Genomic DNA, 24,602 nt, shown 5'->3' with positions numbered 1-24,602 from the left:
GCTGCTTTACAGCCACGTGATCCTGTGGTTACACTCACATCTGTCATAATCTGACAGATAGACAGAAGCTGACTCAGTCAGCTGGAGGTGTGCATGGCAACGGCGCGAATCGGCGAAACCCCCACGGCGATGATCGACCGAGTGGCGTCGATACTGGAAACCTTCGTCGGGCAGCGGCCCTTGACCTTGGCGGAGGTGGCGCGCTGTTCGGGCCTGCCGAGGTCCTCGGCGCATCGCATCCTGCAACGCCTCGTCGAGCTCGGCTGGGTGGAGCGCAACGAGTTCAAATACGCGCTGGGGCACCGCATGTTCGAGCTGGGTACACAGTTCACACGGCAGCGCAGTGTGCACCGGGCGGCGTTACCGGTGCTGACCGAACTGCATCGCCGGACCGGCCTCACCGCTCATCTGAGCATGCTGACCGGCGCGGAGATTCTTCACCTCGACCGTGTCGGTGTGTGGCCAGGAGATGCCGGCGAATGGGGCGTGGGGGCGCGGCAACCCGCCGTCCGAACTGCTGCGGGGAGGGCGCTACTGGCCGCTGTCCCCAGGGATGAATGGCCGGATATCGACTTCGGTGCGGCTCCCACCTGCTACACCGTGTGTTCGCCCGTCCAGCTCGACCGCGACCTGGACCGAACACGGGATCGCGGCGGAGTGGCGGTAGACGCGCAAGGGTGCGCACTGGGCGTGACAGTGGTGGCGGCGCCTATCGCCACCGGCGAGGGCGGGTACTTCGCGCTGTCCCTGTGTGGCCCGACCAAATCTGTCCGGACCGAGACGGTGATCTCCGATGTGCGGCGCGCCGCGGGGGTGGTGTGGCGCAATGCCTCTGGGATGCCACCGCTGCGCGTCCGCCCCGCCGAGGGCCGGACGGTCGCGCCCTTCACGCGGACAGCGCGGCCCGTCGGGACGGCATGGTCACCGGATATCGCACCTCTCGTCGGATGATCTGCGGAGCTGCGTGATCCCTCGGCCGCGCGACGAACGATATTCGCCGCGCGGGGCCGGTGTACGGCCGTCACAGGATTGCTCGAGCCCTATGCGGTGACCGCGTACTCGGTGGCCCCTCCGGACTCGGCTTCGGCCGGTTCGGTCGGAAAGTGGCACGCGACGTAGTGCTCTGGCCTGACCTCCCGGATCTCCGGCTGGGTCTCGGCACACAATGCGGTGGCCCGCGGGCAGCGGGTCCGGAACCTGCAGCCGGAGGGCGGATCATGCGGTGAGGGCAGGTCACCGGACAGTGTGAGCGTGCTCGGGGCGACCTGGGGGTCGGGTTCGGGCACCGCCGACAGCAGGGCGGCGGTGTAGGGGTGGGCGGGTTTCGCGTAGAGCGCATCGGGTGCGGCGATCTCGCAGATCTTGCCCAGGTACATGACGACCACCCGATCGCTGATGTTCTTCACCACGGCGAGATCGTGGGCGATGAACAGCAGGCTGAGATCGTAGCGCTCCTTCATATCCTCGAGCAGATTGAGAATCTGCGCCTGGACGGAGACGTCGAGGGCAGAAACCGGTTCGTCGCAGATCACCACCTCCGGTTCGACGACCATCGCGCGGGCGATGGAGATCCGCTGGCACTGGCCACCGGAGAACTCGTGGGGCCGCCGGTCGCCCGCCGTCGCCGGATCGAGACCGACCGATTCGAGGATGTCCTCGACCATCTCGGCCCGGCGGGTACGGCTGTGCCGGCGGGCGACTTCCAGCCCCTCGGCCACGATATGGCGGACCTTGCGCAGCGGATTCAACGAGGAGATCGGATCCTGGAAGATCATCTGGATCGGCCGGCGCACCGAGCGCAGCTTCCGTGCGGACTCGGTGGTGAGATCGGTGCCTTCGAACAGCACCTGTCCCGAGGTGGGGGGTGGTAGTTGCATGATCGCCTTGGCGAGCGTCGATTTCCCGCAGCCGGATTCGCCGACGAGGCCGAGCGTCTCCCCGCGTCGGATATCCAGGCTCACATCCGATACGGCGTGCACCTTGCCCGACTGGGCCGCGTTGTACTCGACCACGAGATTGCGGACAGTGAGCACCACATCGGCATCGTCGGGGCGCAGGTGGGCAGTTCCCGTTCCGGCCATCAGAGCACACTCCTCGAGTCCAGGGGCAGTCCGGCGGCCGAGGCGCCCGCTGCCGTATTCGTCGCCAGTGCAGCCTCGCCTTCCGGGGTGCCCGCCGGATAGAAGCACGCGACGCGGTGCCGCGGTCCCGCATCCGGCGCGGCGGTCAGGCCAGGTGTTTCGGTCAGGCATCGGGGCTGCGCGTACCGGCAGCGCGGTGCGAACGCACAACCGGGTGGTGGGTCGATGATGGTGGGCGGCCGCCCGGGGATGGCCTCCAGCCGGGTGTGGCTGGGCGCGGCCAGACGGGGAATCGACCGGAGCAGCGCCTGCGTGTAGGGGTGCCGGGTGGCGCGGAACAGTTCATCGGTCGGTGCTTGTTCGACCACCCGTCCCGCGTACATCACGGCGATCTCGTCGGTGCGCCCGGCCACGACCCCGAGATCGTGGGTTATGAGTACCATCGCCATCTCGTTCTCCCGCTGCAACCGGGCCAGCAGCGTCAGGATCTGGTGCTGCACCGTCACGTCGAGCGCCGTGGTGGGTTCGTCGGCGATCAGTAACCGTGGGGAACAGGCGAGCGCCAGGGCGATCACCACGCGTTGCCGCATCCCGCCGGAGAGGTTGTGCGGATAGTGGCCGAGCCTTTTTCGTGCGTCCGGGATACCCACCGAGGTGAGCAGTTCCGCCGCGCGCCGCGTCGCGTCGGCCCGGGACAGCGGGAGATGCCGGCGCAGGGTTTCGGTGAGCTGTGCGCCGATGGTGAGCACGGGGGTCAGCGAGGTCATCGGATCCTGGAACACCATGGCGATCCGGGACCCCCAGAGTGCGCGGGCCTCCGCGCGGTCGAGTCCGGCGGTATCGCGGCCCTCGATTTCGATCCGGGAGCCGGGGCGAACAATGCCGTTGCGCGGAAGAATGTTCATCACCGTGCGCGCGAGCACCGATTTGCCCGAACCGGACTCACCGACGATACCGAGCGTGGTGCCGGGAGCGACCGTCAGATCGACTCCGTCGACCGCGCGGACCATACCGCGCGGGGTGTCGAACCATACGCGGAGATCGGTGACGGTGAGTGCGGGTGCCGGAGGGGTTTTCCCGGCCGGGCCGGCGTGCGTCTCGACCTTGTCCAGAGATGTCACAGTGACGACTCCCGTCCTATGCGGTCCCGCGCCCAGTCGCCGGTCAGGTTGAGCGACAGCACGGTGAGGAAGAAGAACGCGCCCGGTACCAGCACGAGATACGGATCCTCGTACAGGCTTTCCCGCTCGGCCGCGATCATGCCGCCCCAGCTCGGGGCGGGCGGCGGAACACCGAGCCCGAGGAAACTCAGCGATCCCTCGGCCACCACCAGTGTCGCCGCGACGACGATCGCGAACGAGAACACCGGAAGCGCGACATTGGGCAGGATCTCGCGCACAAGGATACGAAAAGTACTCGCGCCCAGTGACTTCGATGCAGTGACGAACTCACGGCCGGCGAAGGCGATGGTGTTCGCCCGGGCGATTCGCGCGAATGTCGGCATACCGACCAGCGCGAGACCGATCACCAGTGTCGCGATGCTGGGTTCCAGCACCGCGACCAAGGCGATAAGCAGGATCAGTGGTGGAAACGCGAGAATGGTGTTGGTGCCGATATCGAATGTGACATCGACGCTGCGGCGGAAGAAACCGGCGGTCACACCGAGTACCGTTCCCACGGTCAGCGCCAGCAGTGTCGCGCCGATTGCCACGGAAAGCGAGATCTGAGCGCCGTGGACCACTCGGCTCAGCAGATCCCGCCCGAGCGGGTCGGTCCCCAATATGTGGGCGGCCTGCCGGAACGGAGGTATCGAGTACTGGTCGGTGATCTTCGCCGGATCGGGCAGCGGGAGCACCGGCGCCGCGACAGCCGCCAGCGTGATCGCGGCGAGCCAGACCGCACCGGCCAGGGCACCGAAGCCACGCCGCCGCTTGCGACGAGCGGGCGTTGCGCCCGGGGCCGGCCGGCCAAGTGTGGCTTGCGGGGTGGTACTGCCGGATTCGACCGCCTTCTCGGTGGTTGTACTCATGACGTTCTCACTCTCGGGTCGAGCACGGGGTATGCCAGGTCGACCAGCGCGTTGATCAGGACATAGCCCACGGCGACCACCAGGACGATGCCCTGGACCAGCAGATAGTCCCGGGAATTGATGGCGGTGAGGACGAGCGACCCCAGGCCGGGGAGCGCGAACAGGGATTCGACGATCACCGTGCCACCGATCAGCCGGCCCATCGAGACACCGAGCACGGTCAGCAGCGAAAAGGCCGACGGGCGCAACGCGTGGACGAACAGGATCCGGGCGGTGGGGATACCGCGGGCCCGCGCCGACAGGACGAAATCCTGCTGCAGCGTGGCGACCATATCGTTGCGCAGCAGGCGGATGAAGGCGACAGCCTCGATGGCGGCGAGCGTCGCGACCGGCAATATCAGACCGCTGAGGTGCCGGCCGAGGCCCTCGGACAGCGGTGTCCAGCCCAGTACCGGAAGTGCCTGCAGGGTCACCGCGAACACGAAGACGAGCAGCACACCGAGCAGGAAGCTGGGAATCGAGAGGGTCACCGAGCACAGGAAGGTCGTGACCCGATCCGCGATCCCGCCCGGCCGGTACCCCGCCCAGACACCGACGGGGACGGCAACGAGCAGCGCCACGAGTATCGACAGACCGGCGAGTTCCACGGTGACCGGCAGCCGGTCGAGAATGGCATCGGTGACCGGCAGCTGCGACTGCATCGAGCGGCCGAGATCGCCTTGTAATGCCGATCCCAGCCACTCGACATACCGCTCCAACAAGGGTCCGTCGAGGCCGAAGCGTTCGGCGGCCGCCGCACGCATCTCCGGAGTGGCGCCCTCGGGCAACAGGGTGGCCAGCGGATCCCCCGGGGTCAGCTCCAGTAGCAAGAAGGTCGAAATACTGACCAGCAGCAGTACAGCGGCCAGCTTCGCGAGGTACACGGCGAGTACACGTCCGGTCAACGGTCCGCCCACCGATACTGCCGGGCGCCGCGGGCACAGGTTGTCATGGTGTCCCTCATTCCTGTACCCACGCCAGTTCGGGGCGCATCCAGTACTGATAGGTCGGTTCGACTCCGTAGATGTCCGCGCGGAGGATCAGACTCGTCACAGCCGGCCGCCAGTACCGGTAGGCAGTGGTGGCCACCAGTTCCCGGATCGCCGTTTTGTAGGCTGCGTCGGCCACCGCCGGATCGTCGGCGGACTGGGCCTGTTCCAGTGCCCGGTCCACGACCGGGTTCGAATAGTGGGCCGTATTGCCGGAACCCTTGGTGTGGAACACCCGGTAGAGGTTCTCGGGGTGCGCGCCACCGAGCGCGTTGAGGATCAGATCGTACTGTCCGGAAACCAGTGCGCCGGCGAATCCAGCGCCGTCGAGTGCCTTGATCTCGAGTTCGAGTCCGTCCGCCTGCTGGAGCTGAGCCTGGAGAACTTCGGCGACGCGGGTGAGTACCGGGCTTCCGGCGGTGGTGACATAGGAGAGCACTACCTTCTCTCCACCGTGCCGGGCACGGAAGCCGTCGACGAGTCGCTGTGCGCCGGCGATATCCTTCCCGGGCCATTTCGCGGCCTCGTCGAACAGCGGCTGGCCCTCGGCGACGAAGTATTCGGCACCCTGTTCGCCGGGAAAGGCGGCCGCCCGTATCTGTTCGTTGTCGATCAGTTTTGCGATTGCGGTGCGCAAATCGGGATCGGCGAGAGCGCCTCTACTGTTCAACCGCACTCCGTTCCCGCCGAGCTGTGCGTATTGGACGACCTCCAGGCCGGCGGCTCGGGCACGGCCGGCATATTTATCGCTGACCACCACCATCACATCGACCTCGCCGGCCTGTAATGCGTTGTAGCGCTGGTCGTCGGCCGGGATCGTCTTGTACACGAATCTGTCGATATAGGGGCGGGGGCTGTCCCAGTAGCCGGGGTTGCGCTCGAGGACCATTTCGGTGCCGCGCGCCCAGGAACGGAAGACGAAGGGGCCGGCGCCGACCGGCGATGTGGCGAAGTCCGCGCCTTTGCGCTGAATGGCCGTGGGCGAACCGATGAATGCCAGGGGCTCGGTGAGCTGGTAGGGGAGCTGGTAGTTCACCTCGGGAGAGGTCACCCGCAACGTTGTCGCGTCGACAACCTGCCAGCTGATCATCTGTGCCGCGGCTCTGCTCGGGGAGAGCTGGCTCGGGTCCAGCGCGCGCTGCCAATTGAAGGCCACGGCAGCGGCATCGAACGGGGTGCCGTCGGTGAACGTGACACCCGGACGCAGTCTCAGCGTCCATGCCTTGCCGTCTTTACTGGTGAACGATTCCGCCATGCCGGGAACGATCTTCCGAGTCGCGGCGTCGTAGTAGAGCAGCGCCCCGTAGATCGCCTGGCACGGCCCTACTCCGATACCGACCGCACAGGTCACCGGATCAACCGACTGCGCTTCGGTATTCCATGCCAGCGTCACCGTCCCCCCGCGACGCGGTTCTCCGGCCGGTTTGCGTTCTACGGTGGCCACCCCGGCGCACGAGGTGAGCAGCAGAGTTGCGGCGGCCACCGCGCCCAGTGCAGAAGCCATGCGGTCTCGGATTCGCAAGGGCTGACTCCTTTGTCATGGTGTAGCGGGCGATGCCGCAGATCGTGCGCTGTCGTTCCGCCCGGGTGCGGTGGTTCGGAATCGCGCGGGACGGCTGGGCGCATGAGTGGGACGGATTGCCGGGCGGCGGCGTCTCGGCTCACTTCAGGTGAGCTGAGAGCATTACGCCATCGGCCACCGCCGGTGACCAAGAGCGTGTTCCGTTCAGCGGGAGAGAGGCCGATAGTGCGGAGGAACGGGCGTAGAGCGGTCCGGTAGCCAGAATTCCGTGGTGCGGCCGGTGTAGTGCGACGAGGTAGTCCGGGTCCGGGGATATCCGCTGTCCATTCAGTGGAAGGGCGGACAGACGCACCACCCTTGCACACGCCATGATCGACCGCGGTGAGGTATCGCCCGGTTGTGTGCCGTCTGTACGGCCGGCGAAGCGATACCGCCGGCGCGGGGCGCCGGAATCATCCGGAAATTGTTCATCGAACCGAATCGGCAGGCTATATGTTTTCGGAACGCGCGTTCTTCTCCTTCATCGATCTCACCGACCCCAGCGTGCATCGCGAATACAACGAGTGGCATCAGCTCGACCATCGTCCGGAGAATCTGCTGCTGCCGGGGGTCGCCTGGGGTGATCGGTGGGCGCGGCCGGCCGAGTACGCCGCGCTTGATCGGTCGTCGTCGCAGGACCTCGCCGGTGTCGACTACGTGGCGATGTACTGGTTCCGCCCGCCCTACGACGAGAGTGTCGCGGCGTGGACCAAACTGGGTGAGGACTCGTTCCAATGGGGCCGGGGCCCGCAGCTACCGGGGGTTGTGCGGCCGCTGCTCGGATTCTTCACACCCGTCAAGGGGTACGCGGCCCAGCGAATCGGGGTGTCGGCGGATGCGCTGCCCTTCCGGCCCAACCGCGGGTTGCACCTCACCGTCACCCATTACACGGAACCGCATGCGGCCGCCGTCCACGAGCAGTTCCGCTGGGACGATCGCGTCGGTATCCCCGCGCTGCTCGACTGCCCCGGAGTGGCGGGTGCGTGGACCTTCTCGCTGCATTCGCTACAGAAACACCCCACCCTGGCGCTCGGCGCCGGGAATCGCGAATACGCGCCGGGCTCGCTCCGTATCCGGATGCTGTACCTCGACGCCGACCCGGCCGAGGTGACTCGATCGGTGACGGCATCGGAACAGAAGCTCACCGAAACCGGTTCGCCACGGCCGGCGGCGGGGGAGACGCTGTTCGACGGCCCGCTGCGAACGATCATTCCCTGGCAGGATTGGTGACCCCGCGCCCGGACCGCCGGCCGGCGATGAGCAGGCCGGCGAGTCCGGCGGCGGTCGCGGTGGTAGCGGCCGCGATCCAGAACATCGTGGTGAAAGCCGTCGCCCCGGGATAGTGCTGGGAGCCGACGGTAACGGTCCAGGTGCCCGCGGCCGCGGCCATGGTCGCGCTGGCGGTCGAGGTGCCCACCGACTGGAGCAGTGCGCTGATACTGGTGGCCGAAGCCGACTGGGTCACCGGGACCATCGTCATGATGGCAGTGGGTACGGCGGCGATCGTCAGGGACAGGCCGATACCGACCACAACGGCTCCCGCCAGCATCTGCCACGGTTCCCGGCTGAAGGGAACGCGGAGCGCGAACGCGGCCGACAGTTCGACCGCCGCGACCAGAAGTACCGGTTGCGGGCCGAAACGTGCGATGGCGCGCGCCGCGACCGGCGCCGTGGCTATGCCGACGAGCGCGACGGGCGTGAGCCAGAATCCGGCCTCCAGCACGCTCAACCCCGCGCCGAACCCCGTCGCCGCCGGTAGCTGCAACAGCTGTGTGGTGATCAGGATATTGCTGAACAGTGCGAAGCCGATGAGCAGCGCGCACAGGTTCACCAGCAACAGGGGTGGCCGCGCTGCCACCCGCAGGTTCACCAGCGGGGCGTCGGAGCGGAGCTGCAGAGGTATCCATGCCGCGAAGAGAAGCACGCTCGTTCCGGCGAGAATCAACGTCTCCCGACTGGTCCAGCCCCACTGCCCGCCCTTGGACAGTGGTAGCAGCAGCGTGACGAGCGCACCGGCGAGCACGAGGGCGCCGGGCAGGTCGAACTTTTCCCGTTCGCGCGGCGGGGACGGGGGAACAACCTTCACGACGATGAGCGTCAGCACCGACCCGGCCGAGGCCACCGCCCAGAAGATCCAGTGCCAATCCAGGAATGTGACGATCAGGCCGGACAGCGGCAGGCCCGCGGCGGCGCCGATGGCCATCGATGCGCTCATGGTGGATACCCCGCCGGGGACCCGGTGCGGCGGCAGCACATCGCGCATTGTGGCCATCGCGACGGGAATCAGCGCCAGGCCACATCCTTGGACGGCACGGGCGAGGACGAGGGGGAGCAACGCGTCACTGAGCGCACCGAGCACCGATGCGGAAACCACGAGCAACAGCGTCAGCACGATCAGGAGTTTCTTGCCGAACATATCGGCGAGCCGTCCGATCAGTGGTGTGACGACCGCTCCCGTGACCAGGGTGGCGGTCACCAGCCAGGAGGCGTTGCTCGCCGAGGTGTTCACCAGGGACGGCAGGGCAGGCAGCAGGGGCAGGACCATGGTCTGCTGGAGCGCCATCAGATACCCACAGGCGGCCAGCACCACGACGACCCCGGCTCCGGACCGGGTCGTGGGGGCGTGCGGAGGGCCGGAAAGTCGATCGGGTGAGGCTTCGGTATCCCGGATACTCACCATCGGCCGGAGCTCCGTCGCTGCGGGTGGAGGTCGAAGCGGCGGGTCGCTGGCATCGCCCCAGACTCGATCCTGTCGGTGGGCGCCGCAAGGGAACCCACCGCTGAGTGGAAACCCTGACTTTCTGTGCCGCTGAGTGGGAAGCAACCAGGGGCGACGCCGCTGATGTGAAATCTTGTGACCCGGCTCGTGGTCGTCGTGTCGACCTATGAGCAGCACCAGGGTCCGCGCGCGGGATGGGCAGCGGCGACGACGTGGTCGGCGTTGTTCAGAGCCTGATGGCGCGTCGGACCGGAACCTCGAGGAGCATTCGGTGCGCCACCCGGGCATTCGGTGAGTGCAGCAGGATGGATGGTCGTGACCAGGACCGACGAAGAGAACAGCACTGGTTTCCGGTACGCCCAGGGCGCGGTGGCTGCCGGGGGCGGCGGCGCGGATGTGCGCGTACGGATCTGGTTGTCCGGGCGCGCTTTCGAATATGTCATCGCGGCAGCGGCAGTCGGCAATCTGATCGCCGACTGGAGGCGACAGCGGTGGTGCGGGGCGATCGAGTTGTTCTCGGCTCCGACCTCGGGAGTGCCGCGGATACCGTGCGAACGGTTGTATCTGGGGAGTTGAGGCGACCACGTCGGCGGCTGTCGCAGGTGTCGAGGGGCCAGAGGAGGGACCCAGAGGAAGATGAACCTACCGCCGAGGTCGTCGCAGGCCGCACTAGGGTCAGCATCGGCCGGCGTTACCTCTGCTCGGCACGGTCAAGGCGGATCGGATGCCGGGGAAGCGGTCGGGCCGATTCCGCTCGGTCCCGCAGCATCCGATCCGGGCGATTCTGTGTTCAGCCGAGGTTATCGGTGATCACGGCGTCCGCGGACAGTGGCTGGGTCAACGACCAGAGGGTCCGGGAATGGCATTTGCTCATCCGCCACTCGCCGTCTTCGAGCACATAACGGTCGTCGTATTCGATCGCCGCGAGCGTCTGCGTCCGGGCGCGCAGATCGAGCTGGGTGAAGCGCAGGGTCCAGGACCCGACGGCTTCGGTAGCGCTGAGCAGGGTGATGTCCGGCATCATGCCGTGGTGCATATCGAGGATCCGGTGCCTGCCGTCGTGTGTGCTCAGGGCGATATCCCGGAATACCTGTGTCAGCCCGTCGGCGTCGAAACGGCCGAGCGGACCGAAATCGATATCCGCACCGGCCGTGATGAAGCACGCGCGCATGGCCGCGGGGTCTTTGGCGTCGCAGGCCCGCCAATACCGATTCTTCAGACGCTTGATGGCCTCGATGCGGTCGTGGTCGCCGGGGTCTGCCCGGCCTGCTCGGGTCTGAGCTTCCCGGTCCGCGAGGAAGGCGGCGTAGGTGGGTGCCACCACCGGGAACTCAGACGGGGCACCGAGCCATTCGCGATAGGAGGGCGGCGCCGAACCGTCGGTATCGGTGATGCCGTACTCGCCCGCGAGTTCCGATCCCCAGTAGGTGCGTCCGGTGCGCCCCAGCACTGCCGGGTCGCCGGCGAGGGCGGCGATGACCCGCCCGGTCACCACGGGGGATTCGACGCCAGGGAATACGGTTCCCGCCAATCGATCGGGATCGAGTCCGCCGCGCTGGAGTTGCTCGGTGTTCAGGACACCCATCCAGATCGACACGACCGCGACACCGTGCGGCCGGAATTCGTGCGCCATATCATGGGCGAGCTTGTCCGACCCGGCTTTCCCGGCGCCGTAGACCGGGCCGTGCACTCCTGGAAGGTAGGTGCGTGCTCCGGGGGAAGAGGTGTGCACCACCAGTCCACCGGCCCGGATCAGCAGCGGTGCCGCGTAGTAGGCGGCGACGAAGTGAGACCGGAGGCCGACGTCGAGCGGCTTCAGCTCCTCGGCCAGGGGCCGCTGCCAGAAGGGCTGGCCGGGGGAGTCAGGTGAGGCGGAGAGTGTGGTCGCGTTGTTCACCAGAACATCGAGACGGCCGTAGTCGCGGTCGATCCGCTCGAACAGTGCGCGTACCTGGTCGTCGTCCCTGTGGTCGCAGATCACGGGGACAGCGGTGCCGCCGCGGCCGGCGATATCGTCCGCCGTCCGGTGAACTGTGCCGGGCAACCCGTCGGCACTGCTGCCCTCCGTCTGCGTGCGGCCGGTGATATAGACGGTCATACCGGCCTCGGCCAGGGCGAGAGCTATTCCTTTACCGGCGCCGCGTGATGCGCCGGTGACTACTGCGACGCGGGGGCCGTTCTCGCTCACCACGTGGTTTCTCCGTGCATTCGTACCGTCCTTCCTCTGCGGGGCTTGTTTTTCGACAGCCTGCCCGCGGTGCCGGGCACCGGCCGACAGCCCTCCCGGTCAGCGGAACGGCCCGGCAACGTGACCGGAGATCTGTCGTGTACTGGAGGCGCCCTCGATACGACTACCCGTTGCTTCGTGGGTCGGCGAAACATGCTCCCGAAATGACCTACTCCACTGTCTCGGTCGGCGATCCGGCCCGAAAGGACCTGCGCGCGATGAAGTTCGACGTCATCCTGCCGGGAACCAATCACATCCCGGGGTTCTACCCGTGGTCACATGCGCTCGACGCGGACGGTTTCCGGCGGATTCTCCGCACCCTGGACGAATCGGGCTTCCATGCCGTGTCGGTCTCCGAGCACCTCGCGATGCCACTGTTCGAGGTGCCCAGGCTCGGCTCGTACTGGCAGGACGCGCTGTCGACGATGGCGTTCGCGGCCGCGGCAACCGATCGGATCGTCGGCGGAAACTCCGCCCCTGCGCTGCGCCGTGCGGCGCGGCACGACGGATGGCAACCCAACCCGACCGATTTCATGCTCGAAGAGATTCCACCACTGCTGGACTACATCCGGGAACAGCCGGAATATGCGGGCAAGGAGGAGTCCTTCGACATCAACTGGCTCAAATCACCTACCGGCGTCACCCTGTCCCAAGGCTTTGCCCGCGCCACCGCCTCCGAACTGAACGGGTACCGGGACGAGCTGATCGAGGCATACCGCGGCCGCTACCGGAAGATCGGCATCACCCGCACGGTCGCCGAACCGCCGCGCGGCGTCGGGTCGGAGCAGGAATACCTGGACTATTTGTGCTGGTTCACCGAGGAAGTCATGCCGGAGGCATGAGTACCTCCGGCCGCCACTTGATCGGCGACCCTTCGGGAAGGGCCTTCACGGACCGCGTGATGCCCGCGAGGCGAGCGGGGTGCCGCGCCGGCAGTGCGGCAGAGGCGTCCAGTCGAGACCGTCACAACGTTTTCCTTACCGACACGGATCGAAAAGAGAGGAACCTTCATGCCGACTCGGGACGCCTATCCGGCTGTAAAACAGTTCGTCGACGGGAGGTGGGTGGACGGGGACGCAGGTACTTTCGAGAAGGTCCTGGATCCAGCGACGGCGGAGACGCTGGCGAGTTATCCGCATGTCGGACTCGGGCAACTCGACCGAGCACTGGCGGCCGTTTCGCGTACCGCGCGTAGTTGGCGGGACACCCCGCCGCTGCGCCGGTCCGACATAATCCGCGGGGCCGCGCGACTCCTACGTGAGCGGGCGGATCCCATCGCGTTCGCCGTATCGAGCGAGCAGGGCAAACCGCTGCACGAGGCCCGTGCCGAAGTGAACATCAGTGCCGAGATCATCGACTGGTGCGCGGAGGAGGGCCGTCGTACCTACGGGCGAATCGTGCCGTCCGGCAACGACAGCCGCCTGATGGTCACCGCCGAACCGGTCGGCCCGGTGGCAGCCTTCACGCCGTGGAACTTCCCGGTCCTCACCGTCGCGCGGAAAGTCGCGGCGGCCCTGGCGGCGGGCTGCCCTGTCATCGTCAAAGCGGCCGAGGAAACTCCTGCGGGCGCTATGGCGGTGATCTCTGCGTTTGCGGACGCGGGCGCCCCTCCCGGGGTCGTCAACCTGGTACTCGGGGTCCCCGCCGAGATCTCGGAGCATGTGCTGTCCGCCGGCGTCATCCGGAAGGTTTCGCTGACCGGATCGGTCGGAGTGGGGCGGATACTGTCGCGGCTGGCAGCCGAGCACGACATCCGCACCACCATGGAACTCGGCGGAAACGCGCCGGTGATCGTCGAGCCGGATATCGACGTCGACGAGGTCGCGCTGCGCTGCGCGACCTCGAAATTCCGTAATGCAGGGCAGGTCTGCAACAGCCCCAGCCGGTTTTTCGTGCATGCCGCGGTGCATGACCGGTTCGTCGACGCGGTGGAACGGTTCGTTCGCGATATCAAGCTCGGCGCCGGGACGGCGGAGCGCACCTCGATGGGGCCGCTGGCCAACGCACGCCGCGTCGACTACGTAGGGAAGGCTCTGGCCGATGCGCTCGACCGGGGCGCGGAGGTCGTCTGTGGTGGCGGGATACCGGACGGCGCAGGGTACTTCGTGGAGCCGACCGTGCTGACCGAGGTCGACGATTGCAGCACCGTCTTTGCAGAAGAGATCTTCGGTCCGGTCATGCCTATCGTCCGGTATCACGATCTCGACGCTGCGATCTCCCGCGCGAACGCGACAACCTATGGCCTGGCGTCGTTCGTCTTCACCGATTCGCTGGCGAAAGCTCATCGGATGGCGCGGGATCTGGAAGCCGGAATGGTCGGTATCAACACGACTGTCGTATCGCGGGCCGAGATGCCGTTCGGTGGGATCAAAGCCTCGGGTCATGGTTTCGAGAGCGGTTTGGAAGGGGTCGATGCGTACTTGCGCCGGAAAGCGGTTCTGGAGCACGATCCCGCCGCGCCGGGTCTGGGCGTTTCGCATTGACCACACGCGGCATGCGGCCGAGACGTGAGAAATAGCCAGCAGCGCAGGAAATGGCAGCGGTTGACGTCGGCGCCGACGCTGCCGGATTTCGGAAGATCAGAGGAACATATATGTCCGTATTGAACGGAAAAGTGGGAATTGTGACCGCCGCGGGCAGCGGGATGGGCCGTGCCGGCGCGATCCGATTCGCCCGTGCCGGCGCCACCGTGGCCGTGGTATCGCTCGAGGAAGAGGAAACCCGGGAAACGCTCGCGCTGGTCGAGGCCGCGGGAGGTCAGGGGTTGGCGCTCGCCGGTGACCTCGGGGACGAGGATTTCGCCCGCGATATCGTGGACAAGACCGTGCAAAAATTCGGCAGACTCGATTTTCTGTGGAACCACGTCGGGTATCCGGGACCGGCCGCGGTGGAAGACCTCGATCTTGCGGCGTTCGACAAGACGGTCGATCTCAACCTGCGCACCGTCATGGTGACGACCTCGCGCGCCATCCCGCACCTGAAGAAGTCCGCTGACGGGAACGTGCTGTTCACCTCGTCCTCGTCCGGGTTGACCGGCTCGCCGTGGAGCCCGGTGTACTCGATGGCGAAATTCGGCGTGGTCGGGCTGATGCGAGCGCTCGCGAAAAAGTACGGTCCCGAGGGCCTGCGTTTCAACGCGGTGTGCCCCGGGGTGATGGACACGCCGATGTTGCGCGTGTTCGTCGCCCGGCCGGACGACGAGCGGGCGCGGGGTGCGGATGCCGAGGAGTTGAGCCGCAAGGCTGCCGAGGCGATACCGCTGCGCCGACTGGGGCAGCCGGAGGAGGTCGCGAATGCGGCGCTGTTCCTGCTCTCGGAAGACGCGTCGTTCATCACCGGCGTGGCCCTTCCCGTCGACGGCGGAACGGTCGCGTAAGCGGCAGCGTAGCCGAGTAGTCACAGTGTCCGTCAGCCTGCGCCGCAACTTCCCGCCCTCGGTGTCCAGCTCGACCGGATTGCGGTCCGGGCCCTTAGCTGGCATCGTCGTGGGCCGCCGTCTGACCGAGAGTGACCGATCGTGCTGAAAGCAACCAGGCCAACCGCTCAGTGGAACTGACGCGTCGACGAAGAGCGTGGGGTCGCGATGGTTTCGCCGAGGTGACCGGCGATCGTCAGTGGATCTACGTGATTCGGGGCCGGCGCAGCAGCGCTCGCCCCTCGGCGCCACGATCGCACACGGCTACCTGACGTTGTCGCTGTGCAACTTTCTGCCACAGTTATTTCCATTCGCGGTCACGGACCCGTCGCAGCGTCTCCGGTATCTGCTTCCCGGACGCGCTTTTCGACCTCGCGCCAGCGGCCCGGTACAGGAGGTGAGTACTCGGCATTCCCACTGTTCGCAGCTTTGGCGAGAGTGGCTTCGGCCGCATCGACATCCTCGATCAGCTGCTGGGCGAGGGAGCGTTCGGCGGCGTAGTGCCGTTGCGCCCCAATTCAGTACGATGTGTGAATATCCCCAGTCCGGTTGGATTTCAGCCCTGTGGGCGTCCGCAGCGGCCGCACGTTCGATTCGGCTGACATCGGCAATGTGGTCGCGCAGGATTTCCCTCAGCCGTGTCGGCGAACCGAGCCAGCGCTCCACTTGGTTGAGCCAGGAGGAGTGGGACGGGGTGAAGTGCATGTGGAAATGCCGATGTGCCGCAGGCTATTTCACGAAGATCGATGCCTTGTGGGTGCCGTAGTTGTCGCAGATCAGATGCGCACATCCAGATCGTCGGGTACCTGATTGTCGAGCCTGGTCAGGAACTTCTTGAACTCGATTGCGCGATGGATCGAACCGATCACCTGCCCGGTGGCGATGTTCGAGCAGCGAAAGGGTGGTGATGCCGTGCCGGATGTAATCATGGGTGCGCCGTTCGGGCATGCCCGGCATCATCGGCAGCACCGGCGCCGACCGATCTAATGCCTGGATCTGCCCGACCGACGACTTCGACAGCCCCGACTCCGCCGCCATGCTCCAGGGTTGCAGCACCGCAGAAGCCGCACTCGGACTCGTGGATCATTTCCTCGACCAGGTACTCGGAACGGACACAGCCGAACCTCCGACGACACGTCTCAGCGGCAAGGGTCAGCAATTACCGCGCTGATTTGTCTCAGGTGACGGGTATCAGCGAATACATCCACCAGTGTCGGCGTGGGAAGTCGAACTTGAGATTTCCCGCGTACATCTCGCGAGTTTCCCCGGTGTCGGGATCGTTCACCAGAACGGTGGGCCGGGGAATGTCTTCGGGCGCCACTTCGGTGGCCCACAGCTCGTGCCATTCCGGCGCCTGCTCGCACGTGCGCACGATCTCGGCTATTCGTTCGGGTGGGACCAGGCCGGGACCCATGATGCGAAACGCGTAGACCATCAAGTGGGTCTGGCGACGCCATTGGGGAAGCAGGGCTCGTGCCGCCGGGTGCAGCATCATCCATTCGAGGATGTTGGTGCCCGGATCGCAGCCCGGGAACCAGTGGGCCCATGCGTCGTTGGCGGCGAGGACGTCAAATGTCGGTTGCGATTGGAAGCAGGCGGGGTGCGGAATGCTCTTCAGGACAGCGAGGTCCGAGCCGAGCACGGTCTGGGACTCACCGCTGAGCGAGGCATTGAGGCGGGTCGGAAGTGTGAGGCTGATGATGTGATCGCACAGGGTCGGTGGCACGGACAGGGCCTCGAAGAGAGCGGAGAGTGCGTCGAGAGTGGGTGTGCGAGAGCCTTGTTCGATCTTCTGGATCAATCCGGGGGACAGGGCGGCCGCTTTCGCAAGCGCGGCACGCGTCATCCCTGCGGCCTCGCGGCGTTCTCGGAGATAGCGTGCGATCGTGCGATGGGCGTCGGTCACGCGAACGCTCCTTCCTCACGGTCGAAGTGGGACAAAATGGGACATCGCACATGGTTGACCATGCGCGATCCGTTCCGCAAGACTCGGATTCGGTCGTTCGACGAGGCACGACCACCGGAGAGTCGATGTTGCCGCCACCGACGACGTGCCGATCGAGGAGGGGTCGCGGGGGCGTTTCGGTGAGACAGCGTCGGCCGCTCGGCGCGCCCGGGCGGGCCCCGCTGCCGGATGAACGGATACGGAACATTCTGTTCGAACGTCATGTGTTCGGCGGGAAACGGATCTGGAGGGGACGGCACGGACGGAACTCGATACGTGCCGAAGTCATCAGCAGCGGGGTGGTTCCTGAACCCACCCGCACCCGCACACGCGTGTGATGAAAGGGCCTATCGGCCGTCTGCCGGTCGGAAAACTTCTGTTACGAAACATTATTAGCGGTCGGGAGCGTGCGTCTCGACAACCGAGCGCAGGGGAAGATACATCGTGTGGCAGTGGAGTAAGTCGGTCGCGGAGCGGGCCGCAGCAGCGGGATGGGCCGGCTGGCATTCCCGCGAACCTGAGCCGACCATCCTCGACACGCAAGACTGGAGGGGCAACGCCGATCGCCCGAGCGAGGGAATGGCCGCATCGGCCGACGTCCTCGAAATCCCGGGCACGATCGAGGTGGATCGCCCCGGCGAGTCCGACGAACCCCGCACCGCACCACGTCCCGCGGCACCCAAAGCACCCGCCGACCCGACACGAAACCTCCCACTCGACCTGAATCAACATGCCGATTAACAGATCAGTTCAGAATGAGTTTGCGGAGGCAGATGACCGCGCAAGCGAGGCTGAGTAGGGCTAGCTTAAAACTCAAGCTAGGATTGCGCAGATGAATACAGCTCTCGGGCTCTGCCTGATGCTGGTGCCCCTTATCGTCATCATCGTTTCGGCAGTAGCGTTTCGTTTCGCCGGTCCAGGCCGCAAGTCAGCGAGCACGTCGGTCTCGGCCTCGCCACGGATAAGCCAGGCGCGGCTCGACGTCGCACGGTCAGTGGCCGCCGGGATGCTTGCCCCGCGCGAGGCTCCCGATGACGAGACATTGTCGAATGTGCTGGCGTTGAAGGACCAACGCAAGCCCGCCCACGGAGTCAAACTTCTGCGCGACCGGACCGGCCTCGGTCTATCGGAAGCCAAGCGCCTCTTCGACCGACTGTGACTCGCCTGGGGCGATCCCGGCGCAGCAGACCGGGCCGCTGATCACGCGCTGGGGAAGAATACGATCTCGCCGTGAAGATCTGGATGGAGCACCCGGCCGAGGCCGACGTCGAAGCGGTTGTTGGCCACTACTTCAGCCTGCTCCGAGCTGGGAATATCCCCGAGGCCGAACAGCTTGTCGACCATGTGCCGGTCCGGCATGTACTCGAGAGTCTGTGGAAGGGTTCGGTCGGCACGAGCGCCGATGAGCAGGCGGATTGCCGCCTCGCTACCGGCGAATGGGAACAAGATTTGTCGTGGCTCGGCGAACTCGATCTCGGTGGCTTCAACTGGGGCCACACCGGCACCCATTTCTACGTCGAGGTGATCTACCAGGCGCAGATAATCGAGGTGTCACTCGGCTTTTGGGTCAAGGCTACCGATGCCGGCTGGGTCGTCGCGGGGCCGTCCACCCTCTGGTAGGCAGCCACGCCGCGCCCGGCAACGAATCACCCAGTATCGAGGACTGTATCGCCTTCCCGGCGAACCTCGACTGGTTTCAGCAACAAGCACCCGCCGTCTGAGCCCGGCCCGAGTGATCAGTGTCGGAGGATCACCGGCGGACCCGTATGCGTGGATGATTCGAGCGGGCGAGATAATTCGCCTTCGAAGGGATCGAATAGTAGCCAGCACCCACACGAAAGACCGCTCACCACTCGGTGACGGTGATCTTGCTGTCCTGCGGCGCTGCGTCCTGGGTTTCCCGGTCTCGGGGTTCGCGGCCGCGATTCGCGAGGCCTATCAGCAACGCGAGCACGACCGCGATGGCCGTATGCACTGCCACCAGGACAAGCCAGGGCAGGAAGAATCCCTCGTTGGTGAACTGACCGCGATCGCCGACGCAGTACAGGGTGAAGTTCGTCGAGGTGCCCTCGGAATCGTGGTATGTGTCGGATACGACCATCGGGTCGTTATATGGATCGGCACAGAACAGCGGTGCGATCAACTCTATTTCGCCGGGCCAGATCACCGAGGCGACGATGCTGAAGATGGCTGTCGCCGAAAGGATTCCGGCGAAAACAGCCAGTAGTCTGCCGAATCTCATACCCGCCGCACCCGAATGAACGTCCCGGTACGGTCGAATTGGGCGACAGACACGCCACGCGGTGATGTGACATTCACCGTCATCAAGATATCTCGACCGAACTTGTTGACCAATATCGCCGGTACGTAGGCATTGTCGAGTTCGCTGTGCGCCAACGCCGTATCGACGATCTCCTCGATTCGGGCGAGCCCGGAAACGTCGGCGATCGCGAATGTCTTGTCCTGCACGTCGCCCGTCATCACCTGGACGGGCGCGGGTTCGCTCAGGTCGTCCAGCGCGAAGGTGTAGTCGTCGAGCTGGTCCGGGTTCTGTGGCACCTGGATACGGAACCGCGCCACCGCGTACGGTCCCGCGAGATTCGCACCGCCATCGAGAAAACGAGTCACCTGAGCGGGCTGATCCGGCACAACCAATTGGAATCCCGATGAATTCGGGGCGGTCAGCATGACGACGCTGGCCCGGATACCGGTCGCCCCCAGCCGCTGCTCGAGTGCGCCGACCGCAGCGGCGGGCAGCGCGGTGACCAGACCACCGCCCCGCGCATGCAAGGCGCCTTCGAAATCGGCACGATCGATCGCACCGATACACCCGGTGGTCATCATGATCACGCACGTTCCCAAGATCGCCGTGCGCCGGCCCCGGATGAGCGTCATGGCTGCATGCTAGCGGTGGCGGCGGTCCGATGTGCGCCCCCTGCCGGGCCGATCGTGACGCCTGCGCCGCTGTGCTCGCGGAAGAACACTCAGACCATGCCATCGGCGACGATCCTTTCGGTCTTGTCGCGTCTCGGCTACGCCCAGCCGGTGATGATGGCGCGTCCTTGCGGGATGACGAGGTCGAGGAGTCCGGGGAAGCGAGTGTCGAGGTCGGTGCGCCGAAGTCGATTGAGTCGTCTGGTTCCTTCGTCTCGCTGGTAGATCACCCCTGCCTCACGCAGCGTCTTGAAGTGCCCACTTTGGGTGGACTTGCTGACGGGCAGCGCGAACGTCGTGCAGGCCAGTTCACCCTCGGGCTCGACCTCGGCGAGCCGCGCAACGATCGCCAATCGGACCGGGTCGCTGAGTGCTGCCATCACGGTCGTGAACTCCAGATCGTGGGCGGCTGGGTGCACGAGCTTGGTTGCAGTCCTACTGGCCATGCCTTCCACCGTACCGAATATGTTCGGGATACACGAACATCTGTTATGTTCGTAAACCATGAACATGAGGCATGGCGGCAGGGCAGACGACAGCGGCGCCCGAGATGTGGCTGAGCCTCCCGGCTCAGCAGCGTCGTATGCCCGCACCCGGCGGCCCGGTGGAACGAGCCGCCGGCGGTTCTGGATGACGGCGTATGCGCTGCTGATATTGCTGACCGGAACCAACCTGCCGACACCGCTGTACCGCAGCTACGAAACGAAGTTCGGGTTCTCGCCCTTCGTCGTCACACTGATCTTTGCCGTCTACGTCGCGGTCCTCATCCCCTCCCTGCTGGTGGCCGGCCCGCTGTCCGACGCGATCGGACGACGCCGGGTTCTGCTACCAGCCCTCGTGCTGGCCGCTTTGGGATCACTGGGGTTCGCGCTCGCCAGCGACACCGGCTGGCTGTTCGCCGCCCGGATCTTGCAGGGCCTCTCCGTCGGCGCAGCATCCGGGGCATTGACGGCTGCGCTCAGCGAACTCGAACCCACCGGCAACCGCCGAAAGGCTGCATTGGTCACCACGGTGGCGTCGGTCGGCGGCCTGGGCCTGGGGCCGGTCCTGGCCGGACTGATCGCCGAGTACGCGCCGGCTCCGGAGGTGATGCCATTCGTTGTTGAGATCGGGCTCCTCATCCCCGCGGCCGTCACGGTTACACGGATGCCCTCGACTCAGCAGGTGTCACGGTGGCGTCCTCGCCGACCTCGGATTCCGGCCGCGGTGCGAACGGTGTTCATGACCAGCGGGAGCGCCAACTTCCTCGCCTTCGCGGTCATCGGGCTGTTCCTGTCCCTCATCCCGGCCTACGTGGCGACGCTGACGGGCAGCACGAACCTGTTCCTCGGCGGAGGAACCGCCGCACTCATGCTGGCCGGCTCCGTCGCCGTCCAACTCATCACCTACGGACGACCACCACGCCGCCTTCAACTCGCCGGACTGCCGATCCTGGCGGTGGGGCTGGGTCTGCTTGTGCTGGTGGGGAACACGCCGTCGCTGGCACTGCTTCTCGCAGCCACCGTCCTCGCCGGGGCCGGGCACGGGCTGGTGTTCCTCGGCGGCCTCACTACGGTGAACAACAACGCCCCCTCCTCCAGGCACGCCGAGGTGCTCTCCAGCTTCTACGTCATCGTCTACACCGGCGTCGGACTGCCGGTCCTCGGAGTCGGCATCCTCGCCACCGCCATCGACCTCACCACGGCCATGACCTGGTTCGCCGGAATCGTCGCCGTCTTGTGCCTGCTCGTGCTCGCCGCGCTCTCGCGCGCCAACCCCGATACCGCCACAGTGCTCAGCAAATAGCCCATATCACCACCCAGGAAGGAATCGCCGACCTCCGCGCCACGGCTGGTGTCGGGTAGCGACACGTCGGGGACGGGCGTTGGCTTCGGGACCGTCGTCGTTGAGCACGGCTGGGTGAAGAAACTTCGAATCAGCCCAGGCGCGCTGGTCCGATTTCGTCACCCGCCGGGTGACACGGGGTAGTGGTGCAACCGCCCGGGATCCGGCGCTAACGCTGCGATGCCGGGGAGGTGCTGGGTCGATCCTCCGGTGAAGATTGACAGTCATCCACCTCCGGCGTGCCAGGCGGCCGCTGGTGACCGGGTCTTACCTGCCTCGTTGGAGCTCCGCTCGCATCGCATTGTCTCTGTGCCAACGGTATCGATCAGCGGCTTCCTCGGAAGGGGCCGGTGGCACGTTTCTACGACGAGGTCGCCGCTGGGATGTCGGTATCGAGTGGCTGGCTGATCGTCGGGTAGCCACGCCCGGCCGGCAACCTAGTCGTGCAATGTCCGGGACCGCCACGCCGGCAAGATGACGGCCTACGGCTGGAGTATCAGGAACGGACCCTGTCCGCGGGCGCGGTCCAGCCGGTGGAGCGGATCCACTCGGCCAGGTCCCAGGTGGTCGGCTCGATCGCCTTCACTGCTGCGAGGTCCGACGGGTATTCGGACGCCTTGGCGAACTCGCGGAACATCGCCTTGTCGAGGTCGTTGCCGAGGACGCTCAGTGGCAGGGCCTCGTAGCGTGACGGTAGCCCGGCGCGCGCGCCGAACGCGGCGGCGATCTGGGGGCCCGTTGGCTCGTCGCCGATGACCTCGATGGCTCCGCCGGGCGCGTCCGCGGTGCCGAGCAGGATCGCGGCGGCGACCTGGCCGATGTCCTTGATCGAGATCATCTTCAGGGCGATGTCGTTCGGCAGCGGCAGCCTCACCACGATCGTTCCGTCCTCCAGGCTCGGCGCCATCACGGTCGCGAAGTTCTCCATGAAGGCAGCCGGGCGAACCATCGTGGCCCTCAGGCCGGAAAGTTTCAGGTATTCCTCGATCCGGTGCTTCGAGTCGTGGTGCGGCACGCCCGTTTCGCGATCCGCTCCGAAGGCCGAGTTGAACACGACGTGTGGCACGCGCGCTGCGGCCGCCGCATCGACGAGGGCGGTGCCCACTCGGACCTCCTCCTCGACCTCCTCGAGGCTGTTCGCCTCCGGGGTCATGAAGTGGAACGCGTCGACCGCCTCCAGCGCGGCGACCGTTGACGCCGGGTCGTCGATCCGGACAGTCGCCAGCTCGACGCCTCGGGCGGCCAGCGCCTGCGCTCGATCGGACTCGGGGGTGCGGACGAGGGCCCGCACCCGCGCTCCTCGGGCCAGGAGCGCGTCGACGACCGCCCCGCCCTGCTGCCCCGTCGCACCGAAGACCGCGACCGCACCGTTTTCCCACGTGACCATGTCGTCACCTCTCGCTAGGGCATAGCATGAACCCTGACTAGTTCATGGCATGAACAATATTAGTTCATGCCATGAACTGATGCAAGGGGTGAGGGTGCCCAGGAGGACTGCGCGGTATGTCAGGACGAGGTGGACGCCGAGACGCCCGACGCGTCCACGATGGCGGTGGCCAGGCGTTCGAAGTCGCGCTGGTCGTCGGCGTCGAGGTTCTCCGCGACGTCGGGCAGACGCTTGGTGGTCTCGGCGAACACCGCCTCGGCGAGCACCTTCCCCGTGGGCGTCACGCTGAGCATGATGACCCGCCGGTCCTGCTCTGAAGTCGCTCGGCTGACCAGATGGCGCCGCTCGATGCGATCGACGAGCTGGCTCAGCGCGTTCTTGGTCATGCCGAGCGAGGTGGCGAGGTACGCCATCTGCCGCGGCTCGTCCTTGACCGCGCACAGCAGCGTGGCCTGTAGCGAAGTCAGGTCGTACTCGGCGCAGATCTGCGCGTACCTCCGCTGGATCAGGACCGATAGCCAGAAGAGCTTGTCGCCGTAGTCCACGCCCGCCGCCCCTCGTCTGGTGCCGAACGCCCAGTATACCGACACCGACCGGCCTGCCCGACCGTCCAGCTGCCAGTGAAATCCGCCTTGCCTTGCCTGGCCTGGAGCGCCGCGACCCCGCCGCGAAGTCCTCGGCGCCCGGCAAAGCCGGCCGGACTCGACGAGCACCAGGTCCGCCGCTGGACCCCTGGCGGCGTTGGCCGGTTTTCGCGATGCTCGCCCACGCTCTGCTCACCGTGATCGACGCCCACGACGATGCCACACGACCGACCCCGGCCGGTTGATCGCGTTGACCTGAAACGAATTTCAAGGCTGCTCACCAGCCTGAGTCCTGGCGCCCGCCCGCATCTTGGCCTGCCCCGCGGCCTGGTCGATCTGGCGCCGATGCCACCAGCACCGAGCCCGCACCAGCCGCTACCGACGCCAAGAAGCAACACTCGCTATAACGATCTACGGCTGAAGTACCAGGCTAGGTAAAAGCCTGCGTTCACGGTCGTCGTCGGCCGGACTCCGACCAATTCTCGGGTCTGATATTCGATGGTTTGCTCGAAAGGTCGTCACTCCAATCAAGAAGGACCCACCTGTTGTGAGGCAACCGTGCCGGCTCGAAATCAAACGAATGCGTGCCGAAATCGATATCACGGAACGATGTGTTTTGATGGAATTCAATCGCGGCGCTGCCGGAGGGTAGCGAAGGAGCCTCGTTGGTCAGCCGTTCAGGATTGTTGCCGGCGGCAAGGGCAGTGCCGCGGCGGTGTCCGCCGACCGCATAACCACCCCACAGTAACGACCTCGTACGCCACGCCTGGGAATCGACCGTCAGCACTTGGGGACGTTCGCTGCCCTTCCGCCTCGGTCGCGCGCTTATTCGGGGCCGGGTACCGACTGCTCTTGCTGATGAACCTTG

24 protein-coding genes are annotated in these 24,602 nt (G+C 66.1%); 9 read left to right on the top strand and 15 right to left on the bottom strand.

Annotation, left to right across the window (positions count from 1 at the left end; all coding sequences use genetic code 11):
• Positions 1 to 93 precede the first annotated feature (93 nt).
• Entirely contained in the window at positions 94 to 951 is an 858-nt protein-coding gene (locus ACQEVO_RS14165) for an IclR family transcriptional regulator (RefSeq protein ID WP_280402935.1), read from the top strand.
• An 89-nt stretch (positions 952 to 1,040) separates the two neighbouring features.
• Here ACQEVO_RS14165 and ACQEVO_RS14160 read toward each other — a convergent pair whose 3' ends face one another.
• Genes ACQEVO_RS14160 through ACQEVO_RS14140 form a run of 5 tightly spaced genes read right to left on the bottom strand, consistent with a single transcriptional unit; the run spans position 1,041 to position 6,642 of the window.
• A complete protein-coding gene (locus ACQEVO_RS14160; RefSeq protein ID WP_432913110.1) occupies positions 1,041 to 2,081 on the bottom strand; it encodes an ABC transporter ATP-binding protein in 1,041 nt (346 codons plus the stop codon).
• Entirely contained in the window at positions 2,081 to 3,193 is a 1,113-nt protein-coding gene (locus ACQEVO_RS14155; protein WP_432922675.1) for an ABC transporter ATP-binding protein, read from the bottom strand. The genes ACQEVO_RS14160 and ACQEVO_RS14155 overlap by 1 nt, the downstream gene beginning before the upstream one ends.
• A gap of 5 nt (positions 3,194 to 3,198) precedes the next feature.
• Positions 3,199 to 4,110 carry an ABC transporter permease gene (locus tag ACQEVO_RS14150; RefSeq protein WP_432913108.1) on the bottom strand — a complete coding sequence of 304 codons (912 nt, stop codon included), beginning with the start codon at positions 4,108 to 4,110 and terminating at the stop codon, positions 3,199 to 3,201.
• Positions 4,107 to 5,054 carry an ABC transporter permease gene (locus ACQEVO_RS14145; RefSeq protein WP_432913106.1) on the bottom strand — a complete coding sequence of 316 codons (948 nt, stop codon included), beginning with the start codon at positions 5,052 to 5,054 and terminating at the stop codon, positions 4,107 to 4,109. Before ACQEVO_RS14145 ends, ACQEVO_RS14150 begins: the two co-directional genes overlap by 4 nt.
• Positions 5,055 to 5,109: 55 nt before the next feature.
• Entirely contained in the window at positions 5,110 to 6,642 is a 1,533-nt protein-coding gene (locus tag ACQEVO_RS14140) for an ABC transporter substrate-binding protein (protein WP_432913104.1), read from the bottom strand.
• A gap of 510 nt (positions 6,643 to 7,152) precedes the next feature.
• Between ACQEVO_RS14140 and ACQEVO_RS14135 the strand changes: the two genes are divergently transcribed.
• A complete protein-coding gene (locus ACQEVO_RS14135; protein WP_432913102.1) occupies positions 7,153 to 7,929 on the top strand; it encodes a hypothetical protein in 777 nt (258 codons plus the stop codon).
• Here ACQEVO_RS14135 and ACQEVO_RS14130 read toward each other — a convergent pair.
• On the bottom strand, positions 7,907 to 9,379 hold the full coding sequence (locus tag ACQEVO_RS14130) for an MFS transporter (protein ID WP_432913100.1): 1,473 nt from the start codon (positions 9,377 to 9,379) through the stop codon (positions 7,907 to 7,909). The genes ACQEVO_RS14135 and ACQEVO_RS14130 overlap by 23 nt on opposite strands.
• A gap of 354 nt (positions 9,380 to 9,733) precedes the next feature.
• Here ACQEVO_RS14130 and ACQEVO_RS14125 point away from each other — a divergent pair, with 354 nt between their 5' ends.
• Positions 9,734 to 9,994: a hypothetical protein gene (locus ACQEVO_RS14125; RefSeq protein WP_432913098.1), complete on the top strand. Its 261-nt coding sequence runs from the start codon at positions 9,734 to 9,736 to the stop codon at positions 9,992 to 9,994.
• Between the two features lie 214 nt (positions 9,995 to 10,208).
• On the opposite strand, the gene ACQEVO_RS14120 is transcribed toward ACQEVO_RS14125, so the two are convergent.
• Positions 10,209 to 11,606 (bottom strand): SDR family NAD(P)-dependent oxidoreductase, encoded by a 1,398-nt coding sequence (locus ACQEVO_RS14120; RefSeq protein WP_432913096.1) that lies wholly within the window; start codon positions 11,604 to 11,606, stop codon positions 10,209 to 10,211.
• 203 nt (positions 11,607 to 11,809) lie between these two features.
• On the opposite strand from ACQEVO_RS14120, the gene ACQEVO_RS14115 reads away from it, so the two are divergent.
• From ACQEVO_RS14115 to ACQEVO_RS14105, 3 genes are all read left to right on the top strand, one after another.
• A complete protein-coding gene (locus ACQEVO_RS14115; protein WP_432913095.1) occupies positions 11,810 to 12,487 on the top strand; it encodes a hypothetical protein in 678 nt (225 codons plus the stop codon).
• A gap of 168 nt (positions 12,488 to 12,655) precedes the next feature.
• Entirely contained in the window at positions 12,656 to 14,128 is a 1,473-nt protein-coding gene (locus ACQEVO_RS14110) for an NAD-dependent succinate-semialdehyde dehydrogenase (protein ID WP_432913093.1), read from the top strand.
• A 110-nt stretch (positions 14,129 to 14,238) separates the two neighbouring features.
• Entirely contained in the window at positions 14,239 to 15,021 is a 783-nt protein-coding gene (locus tag ACQEVO_RS14105) for an SDR family NAD(P)-dependent oxidoreductase (protein WP_432913091.1), read from the top strand.
• 768 nt (positions 15,022 to 15,789) lie between these two features.
• On the opposite strand, the gene ACQEVO_RS14100 is transcribed toward ACQEVO_RS14105, so the two are convergent.
• Together ACQEVO_RS14100 and ACQEVO_RS14095 are read right to left on the bottom strand one after the other, a co-directional pair.
• Positions 15,790 to 16,116: a hypothetical protein gene (locus ACQEVO_RS14100; protein WP_432913089.1), complete on the bottom strand. Its 327-nt coding sequence runs from the start codon at positions 16,114 to 16,116 to the stop codon at positions 15,790 to 15,792.
• 121 nt (positions 16,117 to 16,237) lie between these two features.
• Positions 16,238 to 16,966, bottom strand: a complete 729-nt coding sequence (locus tag ACQEVO_RS14095; protein WP_063131843.1) for a helix-turn-helix domain-containing protein — start codon at positions 16,964 to 16,966, stop codon at positions 16,238 to 16,240.
• Positions 16,967 to 17,837: 871 nt separating this feature from the next.
• Here ACQEVO_RS14095 and ACQEVO_RS14090 point away from each other — a divergent pair.
• Entirely contained in the window at positions 17,838 to 18,164 is a 327-nt protein-coding gene (locus tag ACQEVO_RS14090; protein WP_432913086.1) for a hypothetical protein, read from the top strand.
• Between the two features lie 71 nt (positions 18,165 to 18,235).
• Positions 18,236 to 18,625 carry a hypothetical protein gene (locus tag ACQEVO_RS14085; protein ID WP_432913084.1) on the top strand — a complete coding sequence of 130 codons (390 nt, stop codon included), beginning with the start codon at positions 18,236 to 18,238 and terminating at the stop codon, positions 18,623 to 18,625.
• Positions 18,626 to 18,851: 226 nt separating this feature from the next.
• Here the strand turns inward: ACQEVO_RS14085 and ACQEVO_RS14080 are convergent, their stop codons facing one another.
• The 3 genes from ACQEVO_RS14080 to ACQEVO_RS14070 all read right to left on the bottom strand — a co-directional run bounded on the left by ACQEVO_RS14080 (position 18,852) and on the right by ACQEVO_RS14070 (position 20,385).
• Positions 18,852 to 19,247, bottom strand: a complete 396-nt coding sequence (locus ACQEVO_RS14080) for a hypothetical protein (RefSeq protein WP_432913082.1) — start codon at positions 19,245 to 19,247, stop codon at positions 18,852 to 18,854.
• The gene (locus ACQEVO_RS14075; protein WP_432913080.1) at positions 19,244 to 19,900 is read right to left on the bottom strand and encodes a hypothetical protein; all 657 of its coding nucleotides are present in this window, start codon (positions 19,898 to 19,900) and stop codon (positions 19,244 to 19,246) included. Before ACQEVO_RS14075 ends, ACQEVO_RS14080 begins: the two co-directional genes overlap by 4 nt.
• 137 nt (positions 19,901 to 20,037) lie before the next feature.
• On the bottom strand, positions 20,038 to 20,385 hold the full coding sequence (locus tag ACQEVO_RS14070) for an ArsR/SmtB family transcription factor (RefSeq protein WP_432913079.1): 348 nt from the start codon (positions 20,383 to 20,385) through the stop codon (positions 20,038 to 20,040).
• Between the two features lie 184 nt (positions 20,386 to 20,569).
• Between ACQEVO_RS14070 and ACQEVO_RS14065 the strand changes: the two genes are divergently transcribed.
• A complete protein-coding gene (locus ACQEVO_RS14065; protein ID WP_432913077.1) occupies positions 20,570 to 21,724 on the top strand; it encodes an MFS transporter in 1,155 nt (384 codons plus the stop codon).
• Between the two features lie 535 nt (positions 21,725 to 22,259).
• Here the strand turns inward: ACQEVO_RS14065 and ACQEVO_RS14060 are convergent.
• The 3 genes from ACQEVO_RS14060 to ACQEVO_RS14050 form a co-directional block, all read right to left on the bottom strand.
• Positions 22,260 to 23,150, bottom strand: coding sequence for an NmrA/HSCARG family protein (locus tag ACQEVO_RS14060; RefSeq protein ID WP_432913075.1), 891 nt, complete (start codon positions 23,148 to 23,150; stop codon positions 22,260 to 22,262).
• Positions 23,151 to 23,269: 119 nt separating this feature from the next.
• A complete protein-coding gene (locus ACQEVO_RS14055) occupies positions 23,270 to 23,695 on the bottom strand; it encodes a MarR family winged helix-turn-helix transcriptional regulator (RefSeq protein ID WP_432913073.1) in 426 nt (141 codons plus the stop codon).
• A gap of 487 nt (positions 23,696 to 24,182) precedes the next feature.
• Positions 24,183 to 24,521: a hypothetical protein gene (locus ACQEVO_RS14050; RefSeq protein WP_432913072.1), complete on the bottom strand. Its 339-nt coding sequence runs from the start codon at positions 24,519 to 24,521 to the stop codon at positions 24,183 to 24,185.
• Positions 24,522 to 24,602 lie beyond the last annotated feature (81 nt).

This window comes from Nocardia sp. CA-290969, from assembly GCF_050936135.1.
Lineage (GTDB): Bacteria > Actinomycetota > Actinomycetes > Mycobacteriales > Mycobacteriaceae > Nocardia.
This window is presented reverse-complemented; position numbering and strand designations above follow the sequence as displayed.